The 22,581-nt window shown below is 37.7% G+C and carries 16 protein-coding genes; 10 read left to right on the top strand and 6 right to left on the bottom strand.

Going from position 1 to position 22,581, the window contains the following annotated elements:
• Positions 1 to 21: 21 nt before the first annotated feature.
• From metG to VEIT17_RS06040, 6 genes are all read left to right on the top strand, one after another.
• Positions 22 to 1,968, top strand: a complete 1,947-nt coding sequence (gene metG, locus VEIT17_RS06065) for a methionine--tRNA ligase (protein WP_105085375.1) — start codon at positions 22 to 24, stop codon at positions 1,966 to 1,968.
• Positions 1,968 to 2,738 carry a TatD family hydrolase gene (locus VEIT17_RS06060; protein ID WP_105085376.1) on the top strand — a complete coding sequence of 257 codons (771 nt, stop codon included), beginning with the start codon at positions 1,968 to 1,970 and terminating at the stop codon, positions 2,736 to 2,738. Before metG ends, VEIT17_RS06060 begins: the two co-directional genes overlap by 1 nt.
• A 203-nt stretch (positions 2,739 to 2,941) precedes the next feature.
• Positions 2,942 to 4,489 carry an exopolyphosphatase gene (gene ppx / locus VEIT17_RS06055; protein ID WP_178885272.1) on the top strand — a complete coding sequence of 516 codons (1,548 nt, stop codon included), beginning with the start codon at positions 2,942 to 2,944 and terminating at the stop codon, positions 4,487 to 4,489.
• Entirely contained in the window at positions 4,489 to 6,054 is a 1,566-nt protein-coding gene (locus tag VEIT17_RS06050; RefSeq protein WP_129822828.1) for a Ppx/GppA phosphatase family protein, read from the top strand. The genes ppx and VEIT17_RS06050 overlap by 1 nt, the downstream gene beginning before the upstream one ends.
• Complete coding sequence (gene ppk1, locus VEIT17_RS06045; protein ID WP_129822830.1) at positions 6,044 to 8,161, top strand: polyphosphate kinase 1; 2,118 nt, start codon at positions 6,044 to 6,046, stop codon at positions 8,159 to 8,161. The genes VEIT17_RS06050 and ppk1 overlap by 11 nt, the downstream gene beginning before the upstream one ends.
• A 426-nt stretch (positions 8,162 to 8,587) precedes the next feature.
• Entirely contained in the window at positions 8,588 to 9,565 is a 978-nt protein-coding gene (locus VEIT17_RS06040; RefSeq protein WP_005387109.1) for a resuscitation-promoting factor, read from the top strand.
• Between the two features lie 157 nt (positions 9,566 to 9,722).
• Here VEIT17_RS06040 and msrB read toward each other — a convergent pair whose 3' ends face one another.
• The 3 genes from msrB to VEIT17_RS06025 all read right to left on the bottom strand — a co-directional run bounded on the left by msrB (position 9,723) and on the right by VEIT17_RS06025 (position 13,055).
• The gene (gene msrB / locus VEIT17_RS06035; protein WP_178885270.1) at positions 9,723 to 10,661 is read right to left on the bottom strand and encodes a peptide-methionine (R)-S-oxide reductase MsrB; all 939 of its coding nucleotides are present in this window, start codon (positions 10,659 to 10,661) and stop codon (positions 9,723 to 9,725) included.
• A complete protein-coding gene (locus VEIT17_RS06030) occupies positions 10,662 to 11,783 on the bottom strand; it encodes a 5-methyltetrahydropteroyltriglutamate--homocysteine S-methyltransferase (RefSeq protein ID WP_178885268.1) in 1,122 nt (373 codons plus the stop codon). It lies immediately after the preceding gene.
• A 333-nt stretch (positions 11,784 to 12,116) separates the two neighbouring features.
• Complete coding sequence (locus VEIT17_RS06025; protein WP_178885266.1) at positions 12,117 to 13,055, bottom strand: LysR family transcriptional regulator; 939 nt, start codon at positions 13,053 to 13,055, stop codon at positions 12,117 to 12,119.
• Positions 13,056 to 13,159: 104 nt separating this feature from the next.
• On the opposite strand from VEIT17_RS06025, the gene rnmV reads away from it, so the two are divergent.
• Entirely contained in the window at positions 13,160 to 13,687 is a 528-nt protein-coding gene (gene rnmV / locus VEIT17_RS06020) for a ribonuclease M5 (protein WP_129822838.1), read from the top strand.
• 13 nt (positions 13,688 to 13,700) lie between these two features.
• Positions 13,701 to 14,555, top strand: coding sequence for a 16S rRNA (adenine(1518)-N(6)/adenine(1519)-N(6))-dimethyltransferase RsmA (gene rsmA / locus VEIT17_RS06015; RefSeq protein WP_105085385.1), 855 nt, complete (start codon positions 13,701 to 13,703; stop codon positions 14,553 to 14,555).
• 123 nt (positions 14,556 to 14,678) lie between these two features.
• On the opposite strand, the gene VEIT17_RS06010 is transcribed toward rsmA, so the two are convergent.
• Together VEIT17_RS06010 and VEIT17_RS06005 are read right to left on the bottom strand one after the other, a co-directional pair.
• Positions 14,679 to 15,926: a sodium/glutamate symporter gene (locus VEIT17_RS06010; protein ID WP_060924806.1), complete on the bottom strand. Its 1,248-nt coding sequence runs from the start codon at positions 15,924 to 15,926 to the stop codon at positions 14,679 to 14,681.
• Between the two features lie 451 nt (positions 15,927 to 16,377).
• Positions 16,378 to 17,973 carry a peptide chain release factor 3 gene (locus VEIT17_RS06005; RefSeq protein ID WP_060924805.1) on the bottom strand — a complete coding sequence of 532 codons (1,596 nt, stop codon included), beginning with the start codon at positions 17,971 to 17,973 and terminating at the stop codon, positions 16,378 to 16,380.
• Positions 17,974 to 18,149: 176 nt separating this feature from the next.
• Between VEIT17_RS06005 and VEIT17_RS06000 the strand changes: the two genes are divergently transcribed.
• A complete protein-coding gene (locus tag VEIT17_RS06000) occupies positions 18,150 to 20,459 on the top strand; it encodes a DNA topoisomerase 3 (protein WP_178885264.1) in 2,310 nt (769 codons plus the stop codon).
• A gap of 39 nt (positions 20,460 to 20,498) precedes the next feature.
• Here the strand turns inward: VEIT17_RS06000 and VEIT17_RS05995 are convergent, their stop codons facing one another.
• Positions 20,499 to 21,797 carry a DEAD/DEAH box helicase gene (locus VEIT17_RS05995; protein WP_178885262.1) on the bottom strand — a complete coding sequence of 433 codons (1,299 nt, stop codon included), beginning with the start codon at positions 21,795 to 21,797 and terminating at the stop codon, positions 20,499 to 20,501.
• Positions 21,798 to 22,346: 549 nt separating this feature from the next.
• Here VEIT17_RS05995 and VEIT17_RS05990 point away from each other — a divergent pair.
• Positions 22,347 to 22,580 carry a FeoA family protein gene (locus tag VEIT17_RS05990; RefSeq protein ID WP_178885260.1) on the top strand — a complete coding sequence of 78 codons (234 nt, stop codon included), beginning with the start codon at positions 22,347 to 22,349 and terminating at the stop codon, positions 22,578 to 22,580.
• The last annotated feature ends 1 nt before the right edge of the window (position 22,581 follow it).

Raw genomic sequence — 22,581 nt, 5'->3', positions numbered from 1 at the left:
AAGGTTAGAAGGAGGCTCATCATGGGAGACACAAAAAAAACGTATTATATTACGACACCAATTTATTATCCAAGTGCTAAGTTGCACATTGGACATACGTATTGTACATCTGTAGCTGATACAATCGCTCGATTCAAGCGTTTGGCTGGTTATGATGTACGTTTCTTGACTGGTTCTGATGAACATGGTCAAAAAATTCAACGTGCTGCAGAAGCGCAAGGTATTACACCTCTTGAATACACTACGAATATCGTAAATGGCTTTAAGGCATTATGGGAAAAGATGCATATCTCTAACGATGACTTCCTTCGTACTACTGAAAAACGTCATGAAAAGGTAGTGCAAGAACTCTTTACAAAAGCTTATGAAAAAGGCGATATTTACAAGGCTGAATATGAAGGTTGGTACTGTACACCGTGCGAAACATTCTGGACTGAGCAAAAACTTGGTGAAAATCATACATGTCCAGATTGTGGACGCCCTGTAGAGAAGGTTAAAGAGGAAAGCTACTTCTTTAAACTCGCTAAATATACAGATCAATGGTTGAAATTCATCGAAGAAAATCCTGATTTTATTCAACCTGAATCTCGTCGTAACGAGATGATTCAATTCGTAAAACAAGGTTTGGAAGACTTGGCTGTTTCTCGTACATCCTTTGACTGGGGGATCAAGGTACCATTCGATCCTAAACATGTTGTATATGTTTGGTTCGATGCATTAGTGAACTATATTAGTGCACTCTCTCCATTTGATGGGGATGGCGAATTATACAAAAAATACTGGCCAGCAGATCTCCATTTAGTAGGTAAGGAAATCGTACGTTTCCATACAATTATTTGGCCTATGATGCTCATGAGCCTTGAGTTGCCATTGCCTAAAAAGGTATTTGGTCACGGCTGGATGATCGTTGACGGTACAAAGATGAGTAAATCTTTGGGGAATGTTATTGATCCAATTCCATTGATCGATACCTATGGTGCAGATTCTTTGCGTTATTACTTATTAAGTGAAATCACGCTTGGCAATGATGGTAACTTCACATTGCCTAATTTCGTTACAAAGATCAATGCTGACTTATCTAACGACTTAGGTAACTTATTGAACCGCACTATTGCTATGATTGAAAAATACCATGGTGGTGTGATTACAAAATGCGATGATATGGATGATTTGGATCGTGATGTTTCCACATTGGCTGTTCAAACGACAAAAGATTTTGAAGCAGCTATGGAAAATATGGAGCTTAATAAAGCTATTAAGTCCGTATGGGCATTTATTGGTCGCATGAATAAATACATTGATGAAACAATGCCTTGGGTATTAGCTAAATCTGAAGACGATCATGATAAAGCGCGCTTGCAATCTGCTATGTATCACTTGGCAGAGGCATTGCGTATCATTGCTATTTTAGTAAGCCCTGTTATTCCTGTAGGGGCTCCAAAAATTTGGGATCAATTAGGTCTTACAGGTTTTGGTAGTGCTACTATTGAGGATGCAAAAGTTTGGGGCTTAATTTCTACAGGTACTAACGTTGTAAAAGGCGATCCTATTTATCCTCGTTTTGAAATTCCGGAAATGGTAGAAGTAGTTGCTAAAGAGGAAGTTGAAAACTCTGTAGATACATCTAATATTCCACCATTGAAAGAAAATATTACGTACGATGACTTCGAAAAACTCGATCTTCGAGTAGCAAAAGTTGTAAGCTGTGAAAAGGTTCCTAAGTCCAAGAAATTATTGAAGTTTGTCTTGGATATCGGCATTGAAGAGCGCACAGTATTAAGTGGTATCTCTCAATATTACGAACCAGAAGCTATGGTTGGTAAAAAGGTAATTTACTTGTCTAACTTGGCTCCTAAGAAGATGATGGGCATCGAGTCTTATGGCATGATTTTGTCTGCATCTGATTGGGAAGAACATTTAGAAGTAACAAATATTGAATCATTACCAGCAGGAAGTGTGGTTAAATAATGAAACTCTTTGATACACATGCTCATGTGAATGACGGTCGTTTTGATAATGACCGGGATGAGATGTTACAAGCCTGCTTTGATGCTGGCGTAGAATACATTATGATTCCAGGGGTAGATAGAGATACTGTTGAATCAGGACTAGCTTTAGCAAAACAGTATGATCGTTTATATGCTGCTGTAGGCACACATCCTCATGAGTCAAAAGATTTTACAGAAGAAGACTACGAGTTCTATAAGGATCAAGCACTTAACAACGATAAGGTCCGCGCTATCGGTGAAATCGGATTAGATTATTATTATGATTTTTCTGACCGTGAAACACAGAAACGCGTATTCATTCGTCAATTAGAACTCGCTCGTGAAGTAGATTTACCGATCATCATTCATGATCGCGATGCACATGGCGATATTATGAATATCTTACGCAATGAAGGTAAGGATAACTGGGGGATTTTTCACTGCTATTCTGGCAGTTGGGAAATGGCAAAAGAAGCTATTAAATTAGGATTCTACATTTCCTTTGCTGGCCCTGTTGTATTTCCTAAGTCTACTAATCTTAAGGAAGTTGCTCGTCAAGTACCCTTAGATAGAATACTTATTGAAACAGATTCGCCATATTTGACACCACCTCCATTTAGAGGCCGTCGCAATGATCCAAGCAAAACTCAATTTGTAGCAGAGGAAATTGCAAGTCTTAAAGGCATTGATGTTGCTGAGTTTTCAGAGATTGCCTATAATAATGGTAAACATGTATTTGGTATTAAATAACTTGAATGCTCGTAATCATGTATGCTAGTAAATAATATTGGTAAAATTCTAAGAGCTTTAGTATTAGATATTACAAAATACACTAAGTATAACTAGAATAATAAATTATAAAACGCGATTCTCCCATATCGGTGAGAATCGCGTTTTTCTATGGTATACTTAAGTATATTCATACTGAACTATAGTAAGTCGAGGTTAGTAGCATGAAACGTATTGCATTTATAGATTTAGGATCCAACTCCGTTCGTTTTGTCATTTATGAGATTTCTAAGACCGGTAGTTATCGACTCATATATCAAGAAAAAGAAAGTGTCCGCTTAAGTGAAAATATGTGGGGCACTCATGAGTTAACGAAAGAGGCAATGGAGCGTTCTTTACGCGCATTAAAAGGCTTTGTTCATATGGCGGATGCTATGGGGGTAGATACCATAAAAGCTGTTGCTACGGCTGCAGTACGTCTAGCTAAAAATGGAGATGCTTTTATTAAAGCTGTAAAAGAACGAACTGGACTTAATCTAGAATGTATTGCTGGTGAAGAAGAGGCTCGCCTTGGGTTCCTTGGGGTTATTAATACGATTGGGCTCAAAGATTTTATTATCTTTGACTTAGGTGGTGCTAGTACAGAGGTAACGCTAGTAAAAAATCGACATATCGTGAAAGCTGTTAGCTTACCTATAGGGGCTCTAACCTTAACAGGAACCTATCAAAAAGGTGATGAGTATACTCCTAAGGAACTAGAAAAGATGACGAAGGCCGTAAAGAAAACCATTAAGGAACATACGTGGCTTCAAAATATAAAACTACCTCTATTAGGTATAGGTGGTACAGCTCGTAATATTGCTAAAATAGATCAACGTAAACTATCATATCCTATTACGAAGCTACATAATTATGAACTACCATATCATAGATTTCACGAAATCTTGGAAGATGTAAAAGGTAAATCCTTAGAGGCTCGTAAAAAAATTAGTGGTTTATCATCGGACCGTGCAGATATTATCATTGCAGGGCTTACTATTGTGGATGAACTATTTAACTATGTAAATACTAAGACACTCGTTGTGGGCGGTTGCGGTTTACGGGAAGGTTTGTTTTACGATTATTATGGAGAGAATTATTTAGGTGGAAATTCAATTATCGAAGATATTTTAGTCCACTCTGCGGAAAATGTACTGCTAGGTATGACAAAGCATGAGCTAGTGCATGCTAAGTATATTACGAAATTATCTACCACTTTGTATGATGCATTAGAGCCACTTCATAAGGCGGATAAGAATTTTAGACGATGCTTAATCGCAGCGGGATTATTGCATGATATAGGCAAACGAGTTAACTATTATAGTCATGCCCGCCATGGTTGTTACATGTTAGTTAATAGTAATTTATATGGTATTTCCCATGTGGAACAAGCTTTTAGTGCATTTTTAGTGATGAACTCTCATGGATTGACGCCAAAGGAATATAAAAATTTCTTATATGGTAAATTATTAGATCAAGAGCAACGCTTATTAGGGCAAAAACTTTCCATTATTTTAGCCATAGCAGAGGCTCTTGATGAAAGTCATGAACAATTTATTAAGCGGTTAGAGGTAAATATTAAATATACGAGTGTAGTTATAAAGGTATTTTACCTAGAGGGACGCAATGTAAGTGTCACAAAAACTGCTGTAGAAAAGCTTTCAAAATCTTTCAAAAAGGAATTCAAGAAAATATTAGAAATAGAGTGGCATGAATCTCGTAAGGAGGCATAATGGCATTACCAAAAGCATTACGATATGCAGTGTTACATGTGGGCTCCAGTAGCATGAGCATTACCATATTAGAGTATAAAGGCATAGACGATGTACGTGTCATCGATTATGCAGCGCGAGAAGTAACCTTTGGGGAGGAGTTATTTCAAACCTCTCGGTTGAGTTTTAAAACAATTGAAGAAATCTGTCATATTTTAAAGGGATATAAGCAATTAATGGCCGATTATGGCGTGACTCGTTCCAAACTATATGGTACGACAGTAATACGTGAGGCTACTAATCGTCGTAGTATTTTAGATCAAATTTATATTCAAACAGGGATGCGTGTTGAGGTCATCGATATGCCGAAAGAGGTATATTACAAATACGCCTTACTATATTACAAGATGACACATCAATACCATCTAACTGATCCTACAAAGGCTACATTATTCTTAGATATTACATCTGGTGGGGTCGGTTTAACAGTTTGGCGCGGTGAAAGCTTACTGTTCCAACGCAATATGCATAGTGGTTCCTTACGTGTTATGGAGTCATTTAATCGAAATCAACGATCTTCTATATCATTTCCAAGGGCTATTACGGAATATTTACATCGTATGATTGGACCACTCCGTGAAGAACTACAAACCTTTAATATTGATAGTATTGTCTTATCTGGTGACGAAGCGCAATATATGACTCATTTAATGGGACAAGAAAATAATAAAGAAGATATCATTACTGTTGAGCCAGAACGATTTAAAGGTCTTATTAATTCTTTTGATGGTGTAACTGCAACAAAGTTGATGAACCGTTATAAATTACCTGAATATAAGGCTAATATTTTAATGCCTACCATGATTTTATTTAATGAAATTATTACGGCTATAGGGCCGAAATCTTTAATTTTTAGTAGCTTTTCATTCTCTCAAGGCATTAGTTGGTTCTATGGGGTAGAGTCAGAGAATAATCCATTTATGTATCAGTTGCGAGAGCAAAATGCACAGTTAGCCCGTGCTGTGGCCGCCAGATATCATACAGACCGTATTCATGATGCGGAGGTAGAAAAGTTTAGCGCTTTATTCTGTAACGCTTTACGCCATAAAGGCTTACCGGAACGATGGGGATATTTATGTCGTATAGCTTCCATTCTTTGCTCGGTTGGCAAGTTTGTAAATTTACGAAATCATGGGGAGCATGCGTATCATATCGTAATGGGGACCGATATATTTGGGCTTTCAGAAGAAGAAAAACAAGTAGTAGCTAATGTTGTATATTACCACTACAAGGGAACACCAAATGATGACGATGCGTATTTCAATGCATTAACAGAATTACAAAAAATTCAGGTTACGAAGCTAGTAGCAATTATTCGTGTTGCTTGTGCACTCGACGCGGGGAGCAATCAAAAAATCTCTGATGTAACATTGGAAGAAAGAGATAATGTACTATATGTATTCTGTCGTACTAATGAGGATATCTCCTTAGAATGGTGGACCTTTAATCGCGATTCTGAATACTTTACAGAGGTATTTGGTATGGAAATCGTACTAGTAAGGGGAGGGGATCGTCATGTTCAATAATGCAAAGTATTATTTTAATCGTGAATTGTCTTGGTTAAAGTTTAATCAGCGCGTCCTATTAGAGTCTATTGATACAAATACTCCGTTATTAGAACGACTCCGATTTATTGCCATTGCTAGCTCTAATTTAGATGAGTTCTTTATGATTCGCGTAGCTGGTTTACGCCATCAAGTTGTGAATGGCATTGTTAAGTACGATGCTGCTCATATGGATGCTAAGGCACAGTTAAAGGCCATTGATGAGTCTGTACAACGACTCGTTTCTATGCAAAGTACATATTTAAACAATGTACTAACTGAACTTGAAAACTACGGTTTCTTCTTTACTAATCCGGATCTACTCGATGTTAAATCAAAAGCTTGGTTACGTCATTACTTTGAGGAACATATCTATCCTGTTGTAACGCCATTAGCCGTTGACTCTGGTCATCCATTCCCATTTTTAACAAATCATACCATCAATGCTATTGTGCGTATCTTTCAAATACAACCAGATGGTACTAAGGATTATAAGATTGCTATCTTGCCAATTCCATCCGTACTCGATCGTATTATTGAAATCCCAAGTCGAGGGAATAAGGAACATCGATTCGTTTACCTAGAGGACGTCATTACATATTACGCAAATCAGTTTTTCCAAGGTTATGGCATCGAAGATTATATGGTGTTTCGAATTACTCGTGATGCAGATTTAGAAATCGATGAAGAAGAAGCTACAGATTTGCTATCGGAAGTAGAGGCATCTTTGCGTCGTCGCCGTCGTGGTGATGCGGTACGATTAGAGGTGTGCGGTGAGGTAAAGGATAATTTATTAGACTTTGTGCTTACCAGTGTTGAATTAGAACCAAAGGATGTATACCGTATAGACGGTCATCTTGATTGTCGTATGTACTTTAATTTCTGTAACTACCCAGGCCTTGACCAGCTTCGTTATGTACCATTTGAACCTAAACTACCTAGTGAATTAGTTAATCATGAAGGTGAAAGTCTATTTTCTGTTATTGGAAAACAAGATCTTTTCGTCCACCATCCTTTTGAGTCTTTTGCTGTAGTAGAACAATTTATTGCACAAGCAGCTACAGATCCAGATGTGCTCGCTATTAAACAAACCTTGTATCGCGTAAGTGGGGATTCTCCAATTATTGCATCCTTGATTAAGGCTGCGGATAATGGGAAGCAAGTAACCGTACTTATGGAGGTTAAAGCACGCTTTGATGAAGAGAATAATATCCATATGGCACGCCGCTTAGAAAAGGCAGGTTGTCATGTAATTTATGGTTTGAAAGGTCTTAAAACTCATTCTAAGATTACCATGGTTGTGCGCAGAGAGGATGCAGGTATTAGACGTTACGTTCATTTAGCTACAGGTAACTATAATGGTAAGACGGCTCGAATGTATACGGACTGTGGCATATTTACGTGCAACGATGAATATGGCGATGATGCATCTCGTTTCTTTAATTTAATTTCTGGCTATTCCGATCCTCCAATTTGGAATAAATTTATTGTAGCCCCTTTAAATTTGCGGGAAAAAATAATGGAATTAATTGACCGTGAAATAGAATTCGCTAAACAAGGCGAAGAAGCATATATTATTGGTAAAATGAATTCCTTGCTTGATAAAGAAGTTATTGCTAAATTATATGAAGCCTCTGCTGCAGGTGTTCGCATAGATCTTATAGTTCGTGGTATTTGTACACTAAGACCTGGTATTGCCGGTGTCAGCGATAATATAACGGTACGTTCAGTGGTAGGACGGTTCTTGGAACATCATCGTCTATTCTATTTCCGAAATGGGGGAAATGAAAGTCTATTCTTATCTAGTGCAGACTGGATGCCAAGAAATTTAAATGAACGTGTAGAACTTATGATTCCTATTGAAGATAAACGCCATAAGGAGCGCGTTAAAGCTATATTGGATTTATATTTAGAAGATACCTTAAAAGCTCATATTATGAGAGCTGATGGTTCATATCGTAAAATTAATGATCGAGAACATCCAATTTCTGCTCAAGAAGAACTTATGAAAGAGGCTATTGCCCATGAGCATAAGGAGTCAATGACCGTAATTGAGCGTTTACAACCAATGTTTAAGATGAATAAATAGTGAAATTCATACGTAGTGTTGAATGATGAATTTTAATACATTTTCATAATAGTGAAAAAGCCTGTTTTTACAGGCTTTTTTACATGTATACATATTTAAAAATGAGATAAAAATGAAGTTTCGGGATGTGTAGAAAAAATTGGTAACAATTCAAAAACACATAAAAATACAATTTATATTATAAAAAAAACTCACATACTATATATAGTAGTGGTATCGTATATATGTACACAATTCGGAATATATTGTATAGTATTGAAAAATATCAATATGTACGTATACAGTGGACTTTTACAAAAAATATAGAAAATAAAATAACATAAAACTCAGTATTTACAAGTGCTTACGCACTATTGTTAACCTATAGCGTTTGACAGGTTATATCTATCTGTAGTAGAATAGTTACATTACAGGAGGGATTACAATATGAGAATTCATAAGACACACAAACGATATATTTCGTCTGTTGTTGCAGGATTGATTGTAACAGCTGTAACTATGACAGGTTTTTCTTATAATGATAAAACTGTTACCGTTATGGTAGATGGTGCAGCACACACTGTTAGAACGCATTTAAATTCTAACGAAGGTATCGTACGCGATGCTGGGGTTAAATTAAATCCAAATGATAAAGTTATTTCCAGCTCAACATCTGTTCAAAATGGTACAACATTAACTGTTGTACGCGCCATTCCAGTTTACGTAACTGTTAATGGTAAAACTAGAGCTGTTTTCACTACAGAAACAACTGCACAAGGCGTTGCTAATGAACTTGGTTTTAAAATGCCTAACTACGCCGTAGTAGGTGATGCAAATGGTTCTGTATTAAGTGGTACACATATCACAATTGCACAAGTAACAAGCCGCTCCTTGTCTACAGTAGATCAAGAAATTGCTATTCAAGTAATTCGACAAAAAGATGATACAATGGCACAAGGTGAAGAAGAGGTTGTTCAAGTTGGTCAACCTGGTTTAGAACGTGTACAACGTGAAACATTATATAGTAATGGTACGGTTATTAAGACAAATGACGTATCTAAAGTAACACAACGCGAAATGGTACCTACTATTATTAAAGAAGGTACTCGTGAAGTGACTACATCTCGTAATATTGCTGGTCGCTCATCTCGTGCTATTGTAATGGAAGCTTCTGCTTACCTTGCTGGCGATGGTGATGGCGCTGGTATTACAGCTACTGGTGTACCTGCAGTACGTGGTATTGCAGCTGTTGACCCAGATGTTATTCCATTAGGCACACGTTTATTTATTCCTGGTTACGGTGAAGCTATTGCAGCCGATACAGGTGGTGCTATTGTGGGTAATAAAATCGACCTTGTAATGGACTCTTATGGTGAGGCTATGGACTTTGGTCGCCAAGACGTTACAGTATACGTGTTGGATTAATATAATAATTTAGAGGATATATCTAATAGATATATCCTCTTTTTATATGGTTTATATAGTTACCGTCTACTTAGTAAATATGTATCATAATATATTATACTTAGTAAGCAATCATTATGTATACTAAAAGGACGCCTTATGATTAAGGCGCCCTTTTTTAGTCTTCAATATATGGAATTAGATATTCGTATTTTGTACCTTTTAATTCATCTTTCGGGATAAATCGTAAGGCAGATCCATTGATACAGTAGCGAAGTGATCCATTAGGTCCATCTTCAAATACATGGCCTAAATGGGCGTTACCAATGCGGCTACGCACTTCGATACGCTTCATGCCATGTGAGTCATCTTGATAATATTTAATAACATCCTTCGCAATTGGCTTTGTGAAACTTGGCCAACCACAGTGAGATTCGAATTTATGAGCAGAAACGAAGAGAGGTTCTCCCGTAGTGATATCTACGTAGAGACCTGCTTTAAATTCATCTGTTAATTCATGACTAAAAGGCGCATCTGTAGCAGAGTTTTGTGTAACTTCGAACTCTTGCGGAGATAAAGCCTTAAGGTCTTCTTCGGAAGGCTTGTTATATGCGTTGTCATCTATAAGTGGTTCATTGGATAAGCCTAGTGGAATGTGACAATAGCCATTAGGATTTTTATCTAAGTAATCTTGGTGATATTCCTCTGCAGAGTAGTAGTTTGATAGAGGTAATACTTCAATGGCAAATGGCTTACCTTCGAAGGATTGAGCACGTGCTAATGTACTTTCAATAATAGGCTTGTCTGCTGTATCGATATAGTAGATACCAGTTCGATATTGAATACCTACGTCACCACCTTGTTTATTAACACTGAATGGATCAATGGCGCGTAAAAAGTATTGAATTAAGTGATCTAAGGAGAGTACGTCTGCATCGTATGTAACTTTTAGAGCTTCCACGTGACCACTATCATGACAGACATCTTCATAGCTTGGATTTTCAGTAGGCCCATTTGCATAGCCTACTTCGGTCGAAAGGATACCTTCAATTTTTCTGATGTATCCTTGCAGGCCCCAGAAACAACCGCCTCCTAAATATATAGTGTGTTCATTCATTTAATCACCCCAAACTTCGTGAGCTATTTCTTTAACTAATGCAAGTTTAGCCCATTGTTGTTCTTCAGTCAATTGGTTACCAATTTCACAAGATGCAAAGCCACATTGAGGGGATAGGCAAAGTCTATCGAGTGGAATATATTTGGTAGCTTCTTTGATTCGTTCTTTGATAACTTCTTTATCTTCTAATTCTGGGCGTTTAGAAGTAATCAAGCCTAATACAACCTTTTTATTAGGGGACACTTCGCGCAATGGCTCAAAACCACCAGAGCGATCATCATCAAATTCTAGATAATATGCATCTACATTTTCTTTGGCGAATAGAATTGGTGCAACTGGTTCATAACCACCGCTAGCAGCCCAAGTAGAGTTGTAATTACCACGGCATACATGTGTAGTGAATGCTAAGTCATGAGGGCGCCCTTCGAGTGCCAAGTTATTTAAGCGTAGGTATTTAGCTGTTTCACCTTCGATAGTGACGCTTTTATCTTTTTGGCGACCAGTCCAGTATGCGTGGTCACAGCACATACCCCAAGTACAATCGTCAAATTGAATGTTGCGGCAACCTGCCTCGTAGAGGTCTTTAATTACTTGACGATATGCAGCAGCAATGTCTTGAATTAATTCTTCTAAGTCAGGATAGAAGGAGCGTGTTGTGATACCATTATCTTCGCGGAATAATTCAGCTAAGAACTGGGATGGAGCAGGGATAGTTTGACGTGCTGTAGTATGCTCATCTTCAAATTGTTTTACAAATTTGAAATGCTCTACAAATGGATGGTTAGTGCCTGTAATTTTACCAGTAAGAGCGAGAGAACCAGGCGCTGTTTCTTGACCAACGAATTTGTAACCGTGTTCAAGTTCAATTTCTTTTACGCCATTAAATCCCCACATGAAATCTAAGTGCCAATAGGCACGGCGGAATTCACCGTCAGTAATAACAGGAAGTCCTGCAGCTTTTTGTTTTTGAATGAGGTCTGTAATGAGACGATCTTCTACAGCTGTTAGTTCTTCCTTAGTAATATTTCCTTTTGTAAAAGCTTCACGAGCTTCTTTTAATTCTGCTGGGCGTAGGAAAGAACCTACGATATCAAAATGGAATGGTGCTAATTGTTTGGACATAATTAAAATCCTCCTTATATAAACGGTAAAACCGATAAATTCGATAGGTTTATTATAACTAAGTCTGAGCATATATAAAAATATCAATATATTGATGTTGTACATAGCTTTTAGTTATATCTGAGCGTTATTTTATGGATTTAGTTATATCAAAATGTGATATTAATTTATAGTATCTACTCTGTTGTACAGTACTGAATGCTTTGGAAAGGGTTAATTTATAGTGTTGAGTTTTATGCATATGCAAAAAAGCACTCCCTAATAGGAGTGCTTTTACCTGTAGTTAAACTATTATGTAGAGGTATTTAAACTATCATCAAATATAATACAATATTATTCCTTTATTTTAGGTAATTTAATGTGTCTACCATAGTTACCAACATATTGTTCTAACGCATGGATATATTCTTGACCTAAACGGCTACGATGCATTTTGTTATTTGTAATGTAACCGATATGCATTAAACCTTCCTCTGCAAGAGGCACGGAAATGATATTTTCACCGTTTACTTCCTCATCTATTACGCCACTAGATACGGTATATCCATCTAGTCCAAGCAATAAACTGAAGAGGGAAGCCCGATCGCGTACCCGAATATGTTTTGGACGGACAACGGTACTGAAAATCTCTTCAGAGAAATAGAAGGAATTGTGATCGCCTTGTTCGAAAGAAATATAAGGATATTCCTCAAGTTCATCCATAGACACTACATCTTTATTTGCTAATGGATGGTTTTTGCCAATAAAAATATGAGGATGAGCAGTAAATAGTTCTGTAAAGGTTAATTCATTAGTGTGAATTAATTTTTCTAATACAGGGCGATTAAAATCATTATAGAAGAGCAAACCGATTTCGCTCTTCATATGAGCTACGTCATCGATGATTTCATAGGTTTGTGTTTCTCGTAAGGATACATCATATTGATCAATATCTGCACCTTTTAAAAGCTCTACAAAGGCATTTACTGCAAAGGAGTAATGTTGTGTAGAAACAGAAAATTGCTTTTTGCCACCGCTTTGGCTTTTGTATTGTTCTTCCAATAATGCAGCTTGTTCTAGTACTTGGCGTGCATAGCCGAGGAAACGTTCCCCTTCCTTAGAAACAGTAATCCCTTTATTGGTGCGGTCAAAAATGGTAATACCCATTTCCTTTTCCAATTCTTTAATGGCCTTTGTTAAGCTTGGTTGAGAAACGAAAAGTCTCTTAGCAGCCTCACTAATACTGCCTATATTTGCAATGGTTGTGACATACTTTAGTTGTTGTAAGGTCATAATGGCCTCCTTTTATATATTACACTACTTATACTACTCGATTATAAGTATTTAAGCAATGTTATATATGTGTTACAATGTACTAATAGAATAAAGGAGGACCTATGCTTAAACAAGTCATCGTGGTAGAAGGAAAATCTGATATACAACGTATTGCACAAGCTGTGGAAGCAGATTGCATTGCGACAGAGGGTTTCACACTCCGTAAAGGTGTTATTGATATGATTCGCGTAGCCTATGAAAAACGAGGTATTATTATATTAACAGATCCTGATACAGCAGGGGAAAGAATTCGTCGTGTATTAACAAAAAAATTCCCTAATGCTCAGCATGCTTTTGTTCCTCGTGATGAAGCTTTTGCAAATGATGATATTGGCATAGAACAAGCATCGCCTGAATCCATTAGAAAGGCACTATCTACATTACATGTAGAATCGTTGGAATCATCCAACGAATTTTCTATGGTGGATCTAGTTCGTCATGGACTTTCTGGTATGCCAGATAGTGCTGCTCGCCGTGCGATTATTGGTGCCAAGTTAGGTATTGGTTATGGTAATGGCAAGCAGTTCTTATACCGCTTAAATCATTATGGTATAACTCGAGATGCTTTTGAAGAGGCTGTGAATAGTTAAAATAGGAGTTAAGATGTTAGAATCAGTAATTGCAAGCCCTGAGGTAGTGCATTATATATGTAAACGCTTCGATATTAAAATGAGCAAGAAATTAGGGCAGAACTTTCTTATTAAACGCGGTATTGTTGATGAAATAGTACATGCTGCAGAATTGACACCTGGTGAACCTGTACTAGAGGTAGGTCCTGGCATCGGTACATTGACACAGGGCTTAGCACAAAGTGGGGCAGATGTAACGGCCATTGAACTCGACAGACGTTTATTAGAGGTCCTAGACACTACTTTGGCCTCCTATGATAATGTACGTATTATTCATGGGGATGTGTTGAAACTTGATGTACCATCCATCATGAACCATAAACCATTTAAGGTGGTTGCCAATTTACCGTACTATATTACAACACCTATTATTATGTCTTTATTAGAAAGTAAATTACCAATTGAGCGCCTCGTTGTAATGGTGCAAAAGGAAGTTGCCTTGCGAATGGTAGCTAAGCCAGGTACAAAGGATTATGGTGCATTATCTGTGGCGGTACAATATTATACTGAACCGGATATTGTGCTTGATGTACCACCTAAATCCTTCTTGCCAGCTCCAGCGGTAACGAGTTCTGTCATTCGCTGCGTATTACGAGATAAACCACCGGTTGATGTGATTGATGAGAAACTATTCTTCCGAGTAGTGAAAGCTGGTTTTGCGCAACGACGTAAAACCTTTTCTAATACGATGAAGACAACGGGATTATCAAAAGATCGAATCGAAGAGCTGTTAGCAAAAGCGAATATCGATGGTCAACGAAGAGGGGAAACATTTACCCTTCAAGAATTTGCCGATGTAGCTAATGCATGGGCTTCTTTAATTAAATAGTATAATGTAAAAAGAGCTTATTAGATTGATAATATCATTCTAATAAGCTCTTTTATGTTAATAAGCTCTTATTAAGCTAATAAGTTTTTTGCATAAAAAAGGACCCGAATGGGTCCTTTTTGATTAGTAAAGAATGCCAGCCATTGTTGTAATGAGGAAAGCATTTGCAAAGTCAATTAAGAATGCACCTACTAAGGAAACTACGAGCCATGCACGAGGGGATGGACCGTGTTTGCCCGCCAAGGATAACATGTTAACCAAAGCATTTGGTGTAGCACCTAGACCGAAACCGATAGCGCCCGCACCAAGCATAACTGCATCGTAGTTGCGACCAAAAATAAAGTAGATAAGGTATGCAAATACACAGATAAGTGCCATTTGTGCAACTAAGATTGTAATAAGAGGTAATGCAAGATCAATCAATTGAACTAGTTTCAAGCTATTGATAGCCATTGTTACGAATAAGGATAATGCTACATTGGATACTGCATCGAGAGCTGCATCGTTGATTTTGTAAGCTTTTGTAAAATCACCAAAGTTACGAATTACAGCAGCACAAATCATTGCGCCGATGTATGCAGGTAGTGGAGTAAGGATGGATAAACCAGCACTTACGATAGTACCGATACCTAGAGCAAGGCCAATCCACATACAGATTGTTAAAAGATCTTGAGCGTTGAATTGTTTGCCACCACTTTCAACGTGATCTTCGATCATGTCGATGCCTTCATCTTCCATTAACTCAGGATTTTCGTAAGGTGTTTTAACTTTGTGCATTTTAATAATGCGTTCACCTACAGGAGCACCGAGAATTGTACCAGCAACCATACCGAATGTTGCTGCCGCAACTGCAGCAGATGCTGTACCAGGGATACCAAGTAATTGTTCGTAGTATGGACCAAAGGCACCAGCCGTACCAAGACCACCGATCATAGATACGGAGCCAGCCATAATACCGATGATTGGTTCAATGCCTAAAGCTTTAGCAATCATAATACCTGCAGTATTTTGAACAACAATCCACACTGCACAAGCTAGGAAGAAGAAGATAATGAAAATGCCGCCTTTTTTGAGGACTTTCAAGGAAGCCATTAAACCAATAGTGGTAAAGAAAGCGAGCATTAAGAATGTTTGTAGGGAGCCTTCAAAAGTAATGTTCAAAATCTTGTAGTAAGAAAGAATAGCAGTTAAAAACGCAAAAGGCAAAGCCCCTACAGCTGGTGCAGGCATACACATACGTTGTAAGAACTTGGAATGTTTGTTAATCCAAGTACCTATGAATAACGTGATTACAGCAAGGCCTACAGTTTGGATCATGGACAGTTTTAAAGTCCATACATCGTTGACTAAAGCTAAGTCAATAAGTGGCATAAAATCACTCCTTTAAAATAAAAAATAAAACTTATTTTATGGTATCATGAATGGTCGAAAAAGACTATAGAATATATAAGGTATAATAATTATATATTATTTATTTTCAACACTCACAACAACATTAAAACCATTTAGTTATTATATATCTATATTGGATATATATCTTTTATAATATATTTATATTATATACAAAAATACGAGAAAGTAATAGTATAAATCACTTCTTTACATAATCATACTATATGTATTCGACTAAATTCTGTGATATTCCTGCCTAATATAAAAAAATAAACTGGAATATATTTCTAATTTTTATATATTGAGAAATATATTCCAGTCTTGAGCTATAAAGTCTTTACATCTTATTATATGCTATTGTGATTTGAGCTCATACTACCATATATAATATAGCAACTCTCTTATCTAGAGAAGGGGATGAGCTTCCATACTATAGTTCGTGATGAAGTTTTGGGGTTGTTAAGAATGTAACATCAGGATTACGCTCTTGAACCCAACCCATTTGCCATTCATTGGAGATAAGCACTACAGTACGATCGCGATTATCCTTGACAATCATCGCATTATCTACACCTTTTAAAGAAGCGATATCTACTTCACCATCGATCCAACGAGCAACACTGTATGGTAATGTATTATTTAATAAATCAACACCATATTCATTTTTTAAACGGTATTCCAGAACCTCGAATTGAAGCATACCTACAGCACCGACTACGAAGGAATCAAGAGCACCTGGTTGTTCAAAGATTTGAACAGCGCCTTCTTGTGCTAATTGCGTCATCCCTTTTTGGAACTGCTTACGCTTCATAGTATCTTTTGGCGATACGCGAGCAAAGAACTCTGGTGGGAATACAGGGAAGTCACCAAAGGTTACCTTGTGTTTTTGAGCACACAGTGTATCACCTACACCCATTGTACCAGCGTCAAAGACACCGATAATATCACCAGGATATGCATCTTCTACTATAGTACGTTCTGTAGCCAAAAACTGTTGAGGCTGAGATAGACGAATCGTTTTATTAGATTGGCGATGCAATACGGACATGCCCTTTTCGAACTTACCAGAACAGATACGCATAAATACGATACGGTCATGGTGGTTAGGGTCCATGTTCGCTTGGATTTTGAATACTAAGGCAGAGAAGTCTTCGCTTGTAGGCTGTACCATTTCTTCCACAGCTTGGCGTGGAGCAGGAGATGGAGCAAGTTCTAAGAATTTCTCTAAGAATGGTTTTACCCCAAAGTTAGTCATGGCAGAGCCGAAGAACATAGGCGTTAATTCACCAGCACGAACCTTGTCAAAATCGAATGGATCGCCTGCAACATCTAATAATTCAATATCATCAAGCAATGCTTGGTATACATCGTCGCCCAATAATTCTTTCATACGAGGGTCAGTCAAAGCTCCTTTTTCAGAGGCTAACTTTTCTTGACCATGTGTTTCATCTTTTGCGAAAAGCTCGATGGTTTCATGCTCTCTATCGTATACGCCTTTGTACTCACCATTAATACCAATTGGCCAGTTCATAGGGCATGTTCGAATGCCGAGAACATTTTCGATTTCTTCCATCAAGTCAAATGGGCTACGACCGAAATGGTCAATTTTATTTACAAATGTAAAGATAGGAATACCGCGTTCTTTAGATACAGCAAATAGTTTTTTCGTTTGTGCTTCGACGCCTTTTGCTACGTCAATCAACATGACAGCACTGTCGGCAGCCATTAAGGTACGATATGTATCTTCAGAAAAGTCCTGGTGACCAGGGGTGTCTAGGATATTGACGCGACAACCATCATAGTCAAATTGCAACACAGAACTTGTTACGGAGATACCACGTTGCTTTTCGATTTCCATCCAGTCAGATACGGCGTGTTTTGCTGTTTTACGAGATTTAACGGACCCTGCTAAGTGGATAGCACCACCATATAAAAGTAATTTTTCTGTTAATGTAGTTTTACCCGCATCCGGGTGAGATATGATAGCAAACGTACGACGACGTTGCACTTCCTCTAAAAATGTCATAGTTCACCTCTATTGTTTCGTTTGTAAAAGCCTTGTCTCATTATATAACTTTCACATCATTCATATCTTTAAAATTATACATGATTTTGGTAGTTATGACCACTAAATTGTAGTATAATGAGATTTCAAAGAGCGGCTTAGGGGAATAGCCGTTATTTTATGTTAAGGAGGGGACCATGCGGTTATTTATTGCGGAAAAGCCATCCATGGCTCGCGAAATTAGTAAATGCTTGCCGGAAAATAAGAATATCCAAAAACGGAATGGCTACTTTATCCAAGGTGATGATGTGGTGACATGGGTTGTAGGTCACGTATTACATCAAGCAGAACCGGGTGATTACGATGATAAATATGTTCGCTGGCGCCCTCAAGATTTACCCATTGTGCCTGATGAGTGGAAATTATTGGTTACGGATAGTAGTCGTCAACAGTTTGAAACGGTGAAAGACCTTATCGGTAAAGCTGATATTATCGTTAACGCCGGTGACCCGGATAGGGAAGGGCAACTCTTGGTTGATGAAGTATTATATTATGTAGGAAATACAAAACCTGTACAACGTATTTTGTTAAATGCATTGGACGAAAAATCTGTTCGTGCCGCCCTAAATGATCTACGGAATAATAAAGACTTTCACAATTTATATCAATCTGCATTAGCCAGAGCACGTGCAGACTGGCTCATTGGAATGAATTTATCTCGTGCATATACCTTATCTGAACGATATAAGGGGAATAAGGTAACATTACCTATAGGCCGTGTTAAGACCCCTACATTAGCCCTTGTGGTACGCAGAGAACGAGAACTAGCCGCTTTTAAACCGGTAGATTATTTTACATTAAAGGTTTTATATAATCATCCAAACGGTGTGTTCTGGGCTACGTGGCAGCCTACAGACGATCAAAAGGGGCTTGACCCAGATGGACGCCTTATTAATAAAGCTATAGCCGATGAATTAGTAGAGCGCTTACAGGCTGGTCCAGATGGAGTTATCAAAGCTGTTACAAAATCTAAAAAGAAAGATGTACAGCGGTTACCATTGTCTCTATCATCTTTGCAGGTATTAGCTGGTAAAGCATTCTCCTATGATCCGCAAACTGTACTTGATACAGCACAGAAACTATATGAAAAGAAATTGACTACGTATCCTCGTTCTGATTGTGAATATTTACCACCAAATCAGTATGGTGACCGCAATGCAATTCTCAATAATTTACAGAATGCAGGGGATGAAAAATTAGCACAGTGGGCTACTGATGCAGACCGCTCAATTAAAAGCCGCGCTTGGAATGAAAAGAAGATTACAGCCCATCATGCTATAATTCCTACGACCGTAGCTTGTAATGTAAATAGCTTGTCCCGTGAGGAACGCAATATTTACTTCCTCATTAGTCAGGCCTATATTGCTCAATTTTATGGGGAGCACATTTATGAGCAAACTAAAATTGTAGTAGAGCAATGTAAGGAAGAGTTTGTTGCTAATGGTCGTGTAGTTATAGACGAAGGATGGAAGTTGCTTTATAAACGACAAAAGTCCAAATCGGTGACAGATAATGATGAACCTGATTTAACGGATGAACGTGGTGCAGAATCTGACTCTAAAAAAGAGGCTATTGAAGAAACAGATCATTTGCCGGCTGTTAAGAAAAATGATTCCGTTCTTTATACAGATTCCTCTGTAGACGCGAAACAAACAAAACCACCCTCTCGTTTTACACCATCTACATTGTTGCAAGCGATGAAGGAAATTCACAAGTTTGTAAAAAATGAAGACTTGAAAAAGCAATTAAAGGCTGTATCTGGTATAGGTACAGAGGCGACCCGTGCTAATATTATTGACGAACTCATCAGTCGTGGTTTTATGAAAACTTCGGGGAAGAAGCAAGTTCTATCACCTACGGAAACAGGCTATCTTTTAGTAGATGCATTGCCTGATGAATTGTTGTATCCTGATGAAACGGCAGTTTGGGAAGAACGTTTGGCCCTCATGAGTGAAGGGGAGGATACGTTGGATTCCTTCTTGTCTGATCAAGTTAAGTTTTTACAGTTATTGATTGATAAGCTTGGCTTTGATAAACAGGTAAACTCTGGTCAAATGATGCCAAATGTAGTTCGCACGATAACGAATCAAAATCGTAAACGACCTATGGATAATGAAAATGTAGACTTATCTACTTTGCCTATATGTCCGAAATGTAATAAGGGCCGAATGCAACAGCGTAATGGTAAATTTGGCGCTTTTTTAGGCTGTACTAATTATCCTGCTTGTAAGCATACACAACCAATCGATGGAGAGACTTCAACAGGTGAAAGTAATATCACTGTATCTGAAGAAGAAAAGAAATATAAATGCCCACGATGCAAAGAAGGTTATTTTGTTAAACAAGAGGCGAGAGGCCGCATTAACTGGGTTTGCAGTAATCGATCTCAATGTAAGACACAATGTTCTGATGTAAATGGCACGCCAAGTATTTATGCGAACAAATAAAAAAGACGCGTACAGATTAATCTGTACGCGTCTTTAGTTTTATCTGCGTTTACCACGACGTCCAGTTTGAGAGGTAGAAGTGCGGCGTTGGCGTGTATTAGCACCTTTGTGGCCACGAGCTTTATGAGCTTTAGCCTTTGTAGATTGATAGGAACTTGTAATCTTAGGTTTGCCAGAAGATTTTGCACGTTTTGGCGCAGTACTTGCATTACCTTTAGTCTTAATTTGTCCATCTTTAGTGTATTTAGTAAGCGTTGCCTGGATGGCGCGCTCAATACGTCGTAGCCAAGATTCATCCTGTGGTGTGGCAAATGTAACAGCTACACCGGAATTGCCCGCACGACCAGTACGGCCAATACGGTGGATATAGTAATCTACGTCGCGTGGTACGTCGTAGTTATAAACATGTGTAATGCCTTCGATGTCAATGCCGCGAGCCGCAATATCTGTAGCTACTAAGATTTGTGTTTTAGCTTTTGCGAAATCACGTAATATTTGAGTGCGTCGACCTTGTGTCAAATCGCCATGCATTTCAGCAATATTTAGGCCTGCTGCAGTTAACTCATAGGATAAGCGAACAGCACCTTCACGCTTATTACAGAACACAATTGCTAAGAATGGGTTGTCTTCTTCGATCATTTTGATGAGACGTTGCGTTTTTTCTTCTGTGTTCATCATGTATACGCGTTGATCGATAGATTCAAGTGTTACATGTTTACCCTCAGCTGTTACAGAAGCCGGTTTAGACATATACGCTTTTGCAAGATTTCTAATCTTATCAGGAATTGTTGCAGAGAATAGTAAAAGTTGTCTATTAGCATCTGTTTGACTAATGAGGTTTTCAATGTCCAGTAAGAATCCCATGTGAAGCATTTGGTCAGCTTCATCGAGTACGACACGACGAATGCAATCTAAGTGGAGTGAACCCCGTTTTGCGTGATCCAATAGGCGACCAGGAGTGCCTAAAATAACTTGAGGGCGACGTCCTAATTGTTGTAACTGTGCTTCAATCGTTTTACCGCCGATGAGAGGGAGGATGTCTACATTTAAAATAGAACCTATTTCTTTTGCCTCATCGGAAATTTGTTTTACAAGCTCACGGGTAGGTGCAATGATGAGCACTTGTTCTTGATGCACATCAGTGTGAACACGTTGTAGAATCGGCAATAAGAAGGCTAATGTTTTGCCTGTGCCTGTTTGAGCTTTTGCTATAACATCATTCCCTTTAAATACAACAGGAATGGCTTGTTCTTGAATTGGAGTTGGCTCCTTGATACCTTGTTTTTGAAGGGCTTGGATGAGTTCATCACAAACGCCTAGAGATTTAAAAGATTTCATGGATCGTCCTTTCTATAATACATATTATATTAATTATACCTTATGCACATAGTAGGGGCAAATAAATTGAATCATTACATAGCGTACTAATTTTGCATGGCGCTATAGTAAATTTGTAAAACTAATGATGCGATTGTTAAAGATACTAATTGATAATAGATTAAGAAATGACGATGTAGATAGATGTTTATGAGAATAAAAAACATTAAAATATTTATATTTGAATAAATTTTAAAAATATAAATGAGAATGATTAAATTATCAATAATGATTATCTTAGTAGTGATTCTTATTTTTTAGGTATTCTTTTTTATTGGTGACAGCGCGAATGCTACCATACCATATAGGGGTTCATGGAGGATTGATAAATCAATCCTCATATTTAATATGAGAAAAAAATATATATATGAGATAGAAAATTACCAAAAAAATGATAATAATTGTTGAAATTAATGATTTCTTTGATATAATAATTTAAGATATTAATACGCATTATTATTTGGTGTGTTTAATATGAGGTTGTTAGGTACAATAATTAGGAGGTGTCGTATGGCTATCAAAAAGTTAAAAGACATGAAACCAGGTGAGTCTGGTCTTATTGTTACACTACATGGCAGTGGCAACGTTAAGCATCGTCTAATTGACATGGGTCTTGTACATGGTACAAAAATCCATGTTATGAAGTATGCCCCTTTGGGGGATCCGGTGGAAATCAAAGTAAAAAACTTTGAATTAGCACTTCGTAATAGCGAAGCTGGCATGATTGATGTAGAGGTTCAATAGG

This window comes from Veillonella nakazawae (assembly GCF_013393365.1).
Classification (GTDB): domain Bacteria; phylum Bacillota; class Negativicutes; order Veillonellales; family Veillonellaceae; genus Veillonella; species Veillonella nakazawae.
The sequence above is the reverse complement of the archived record's forward strand: the minus strand, read 5'-3'. Positions and strand labels throughout refer to the sequence as shown.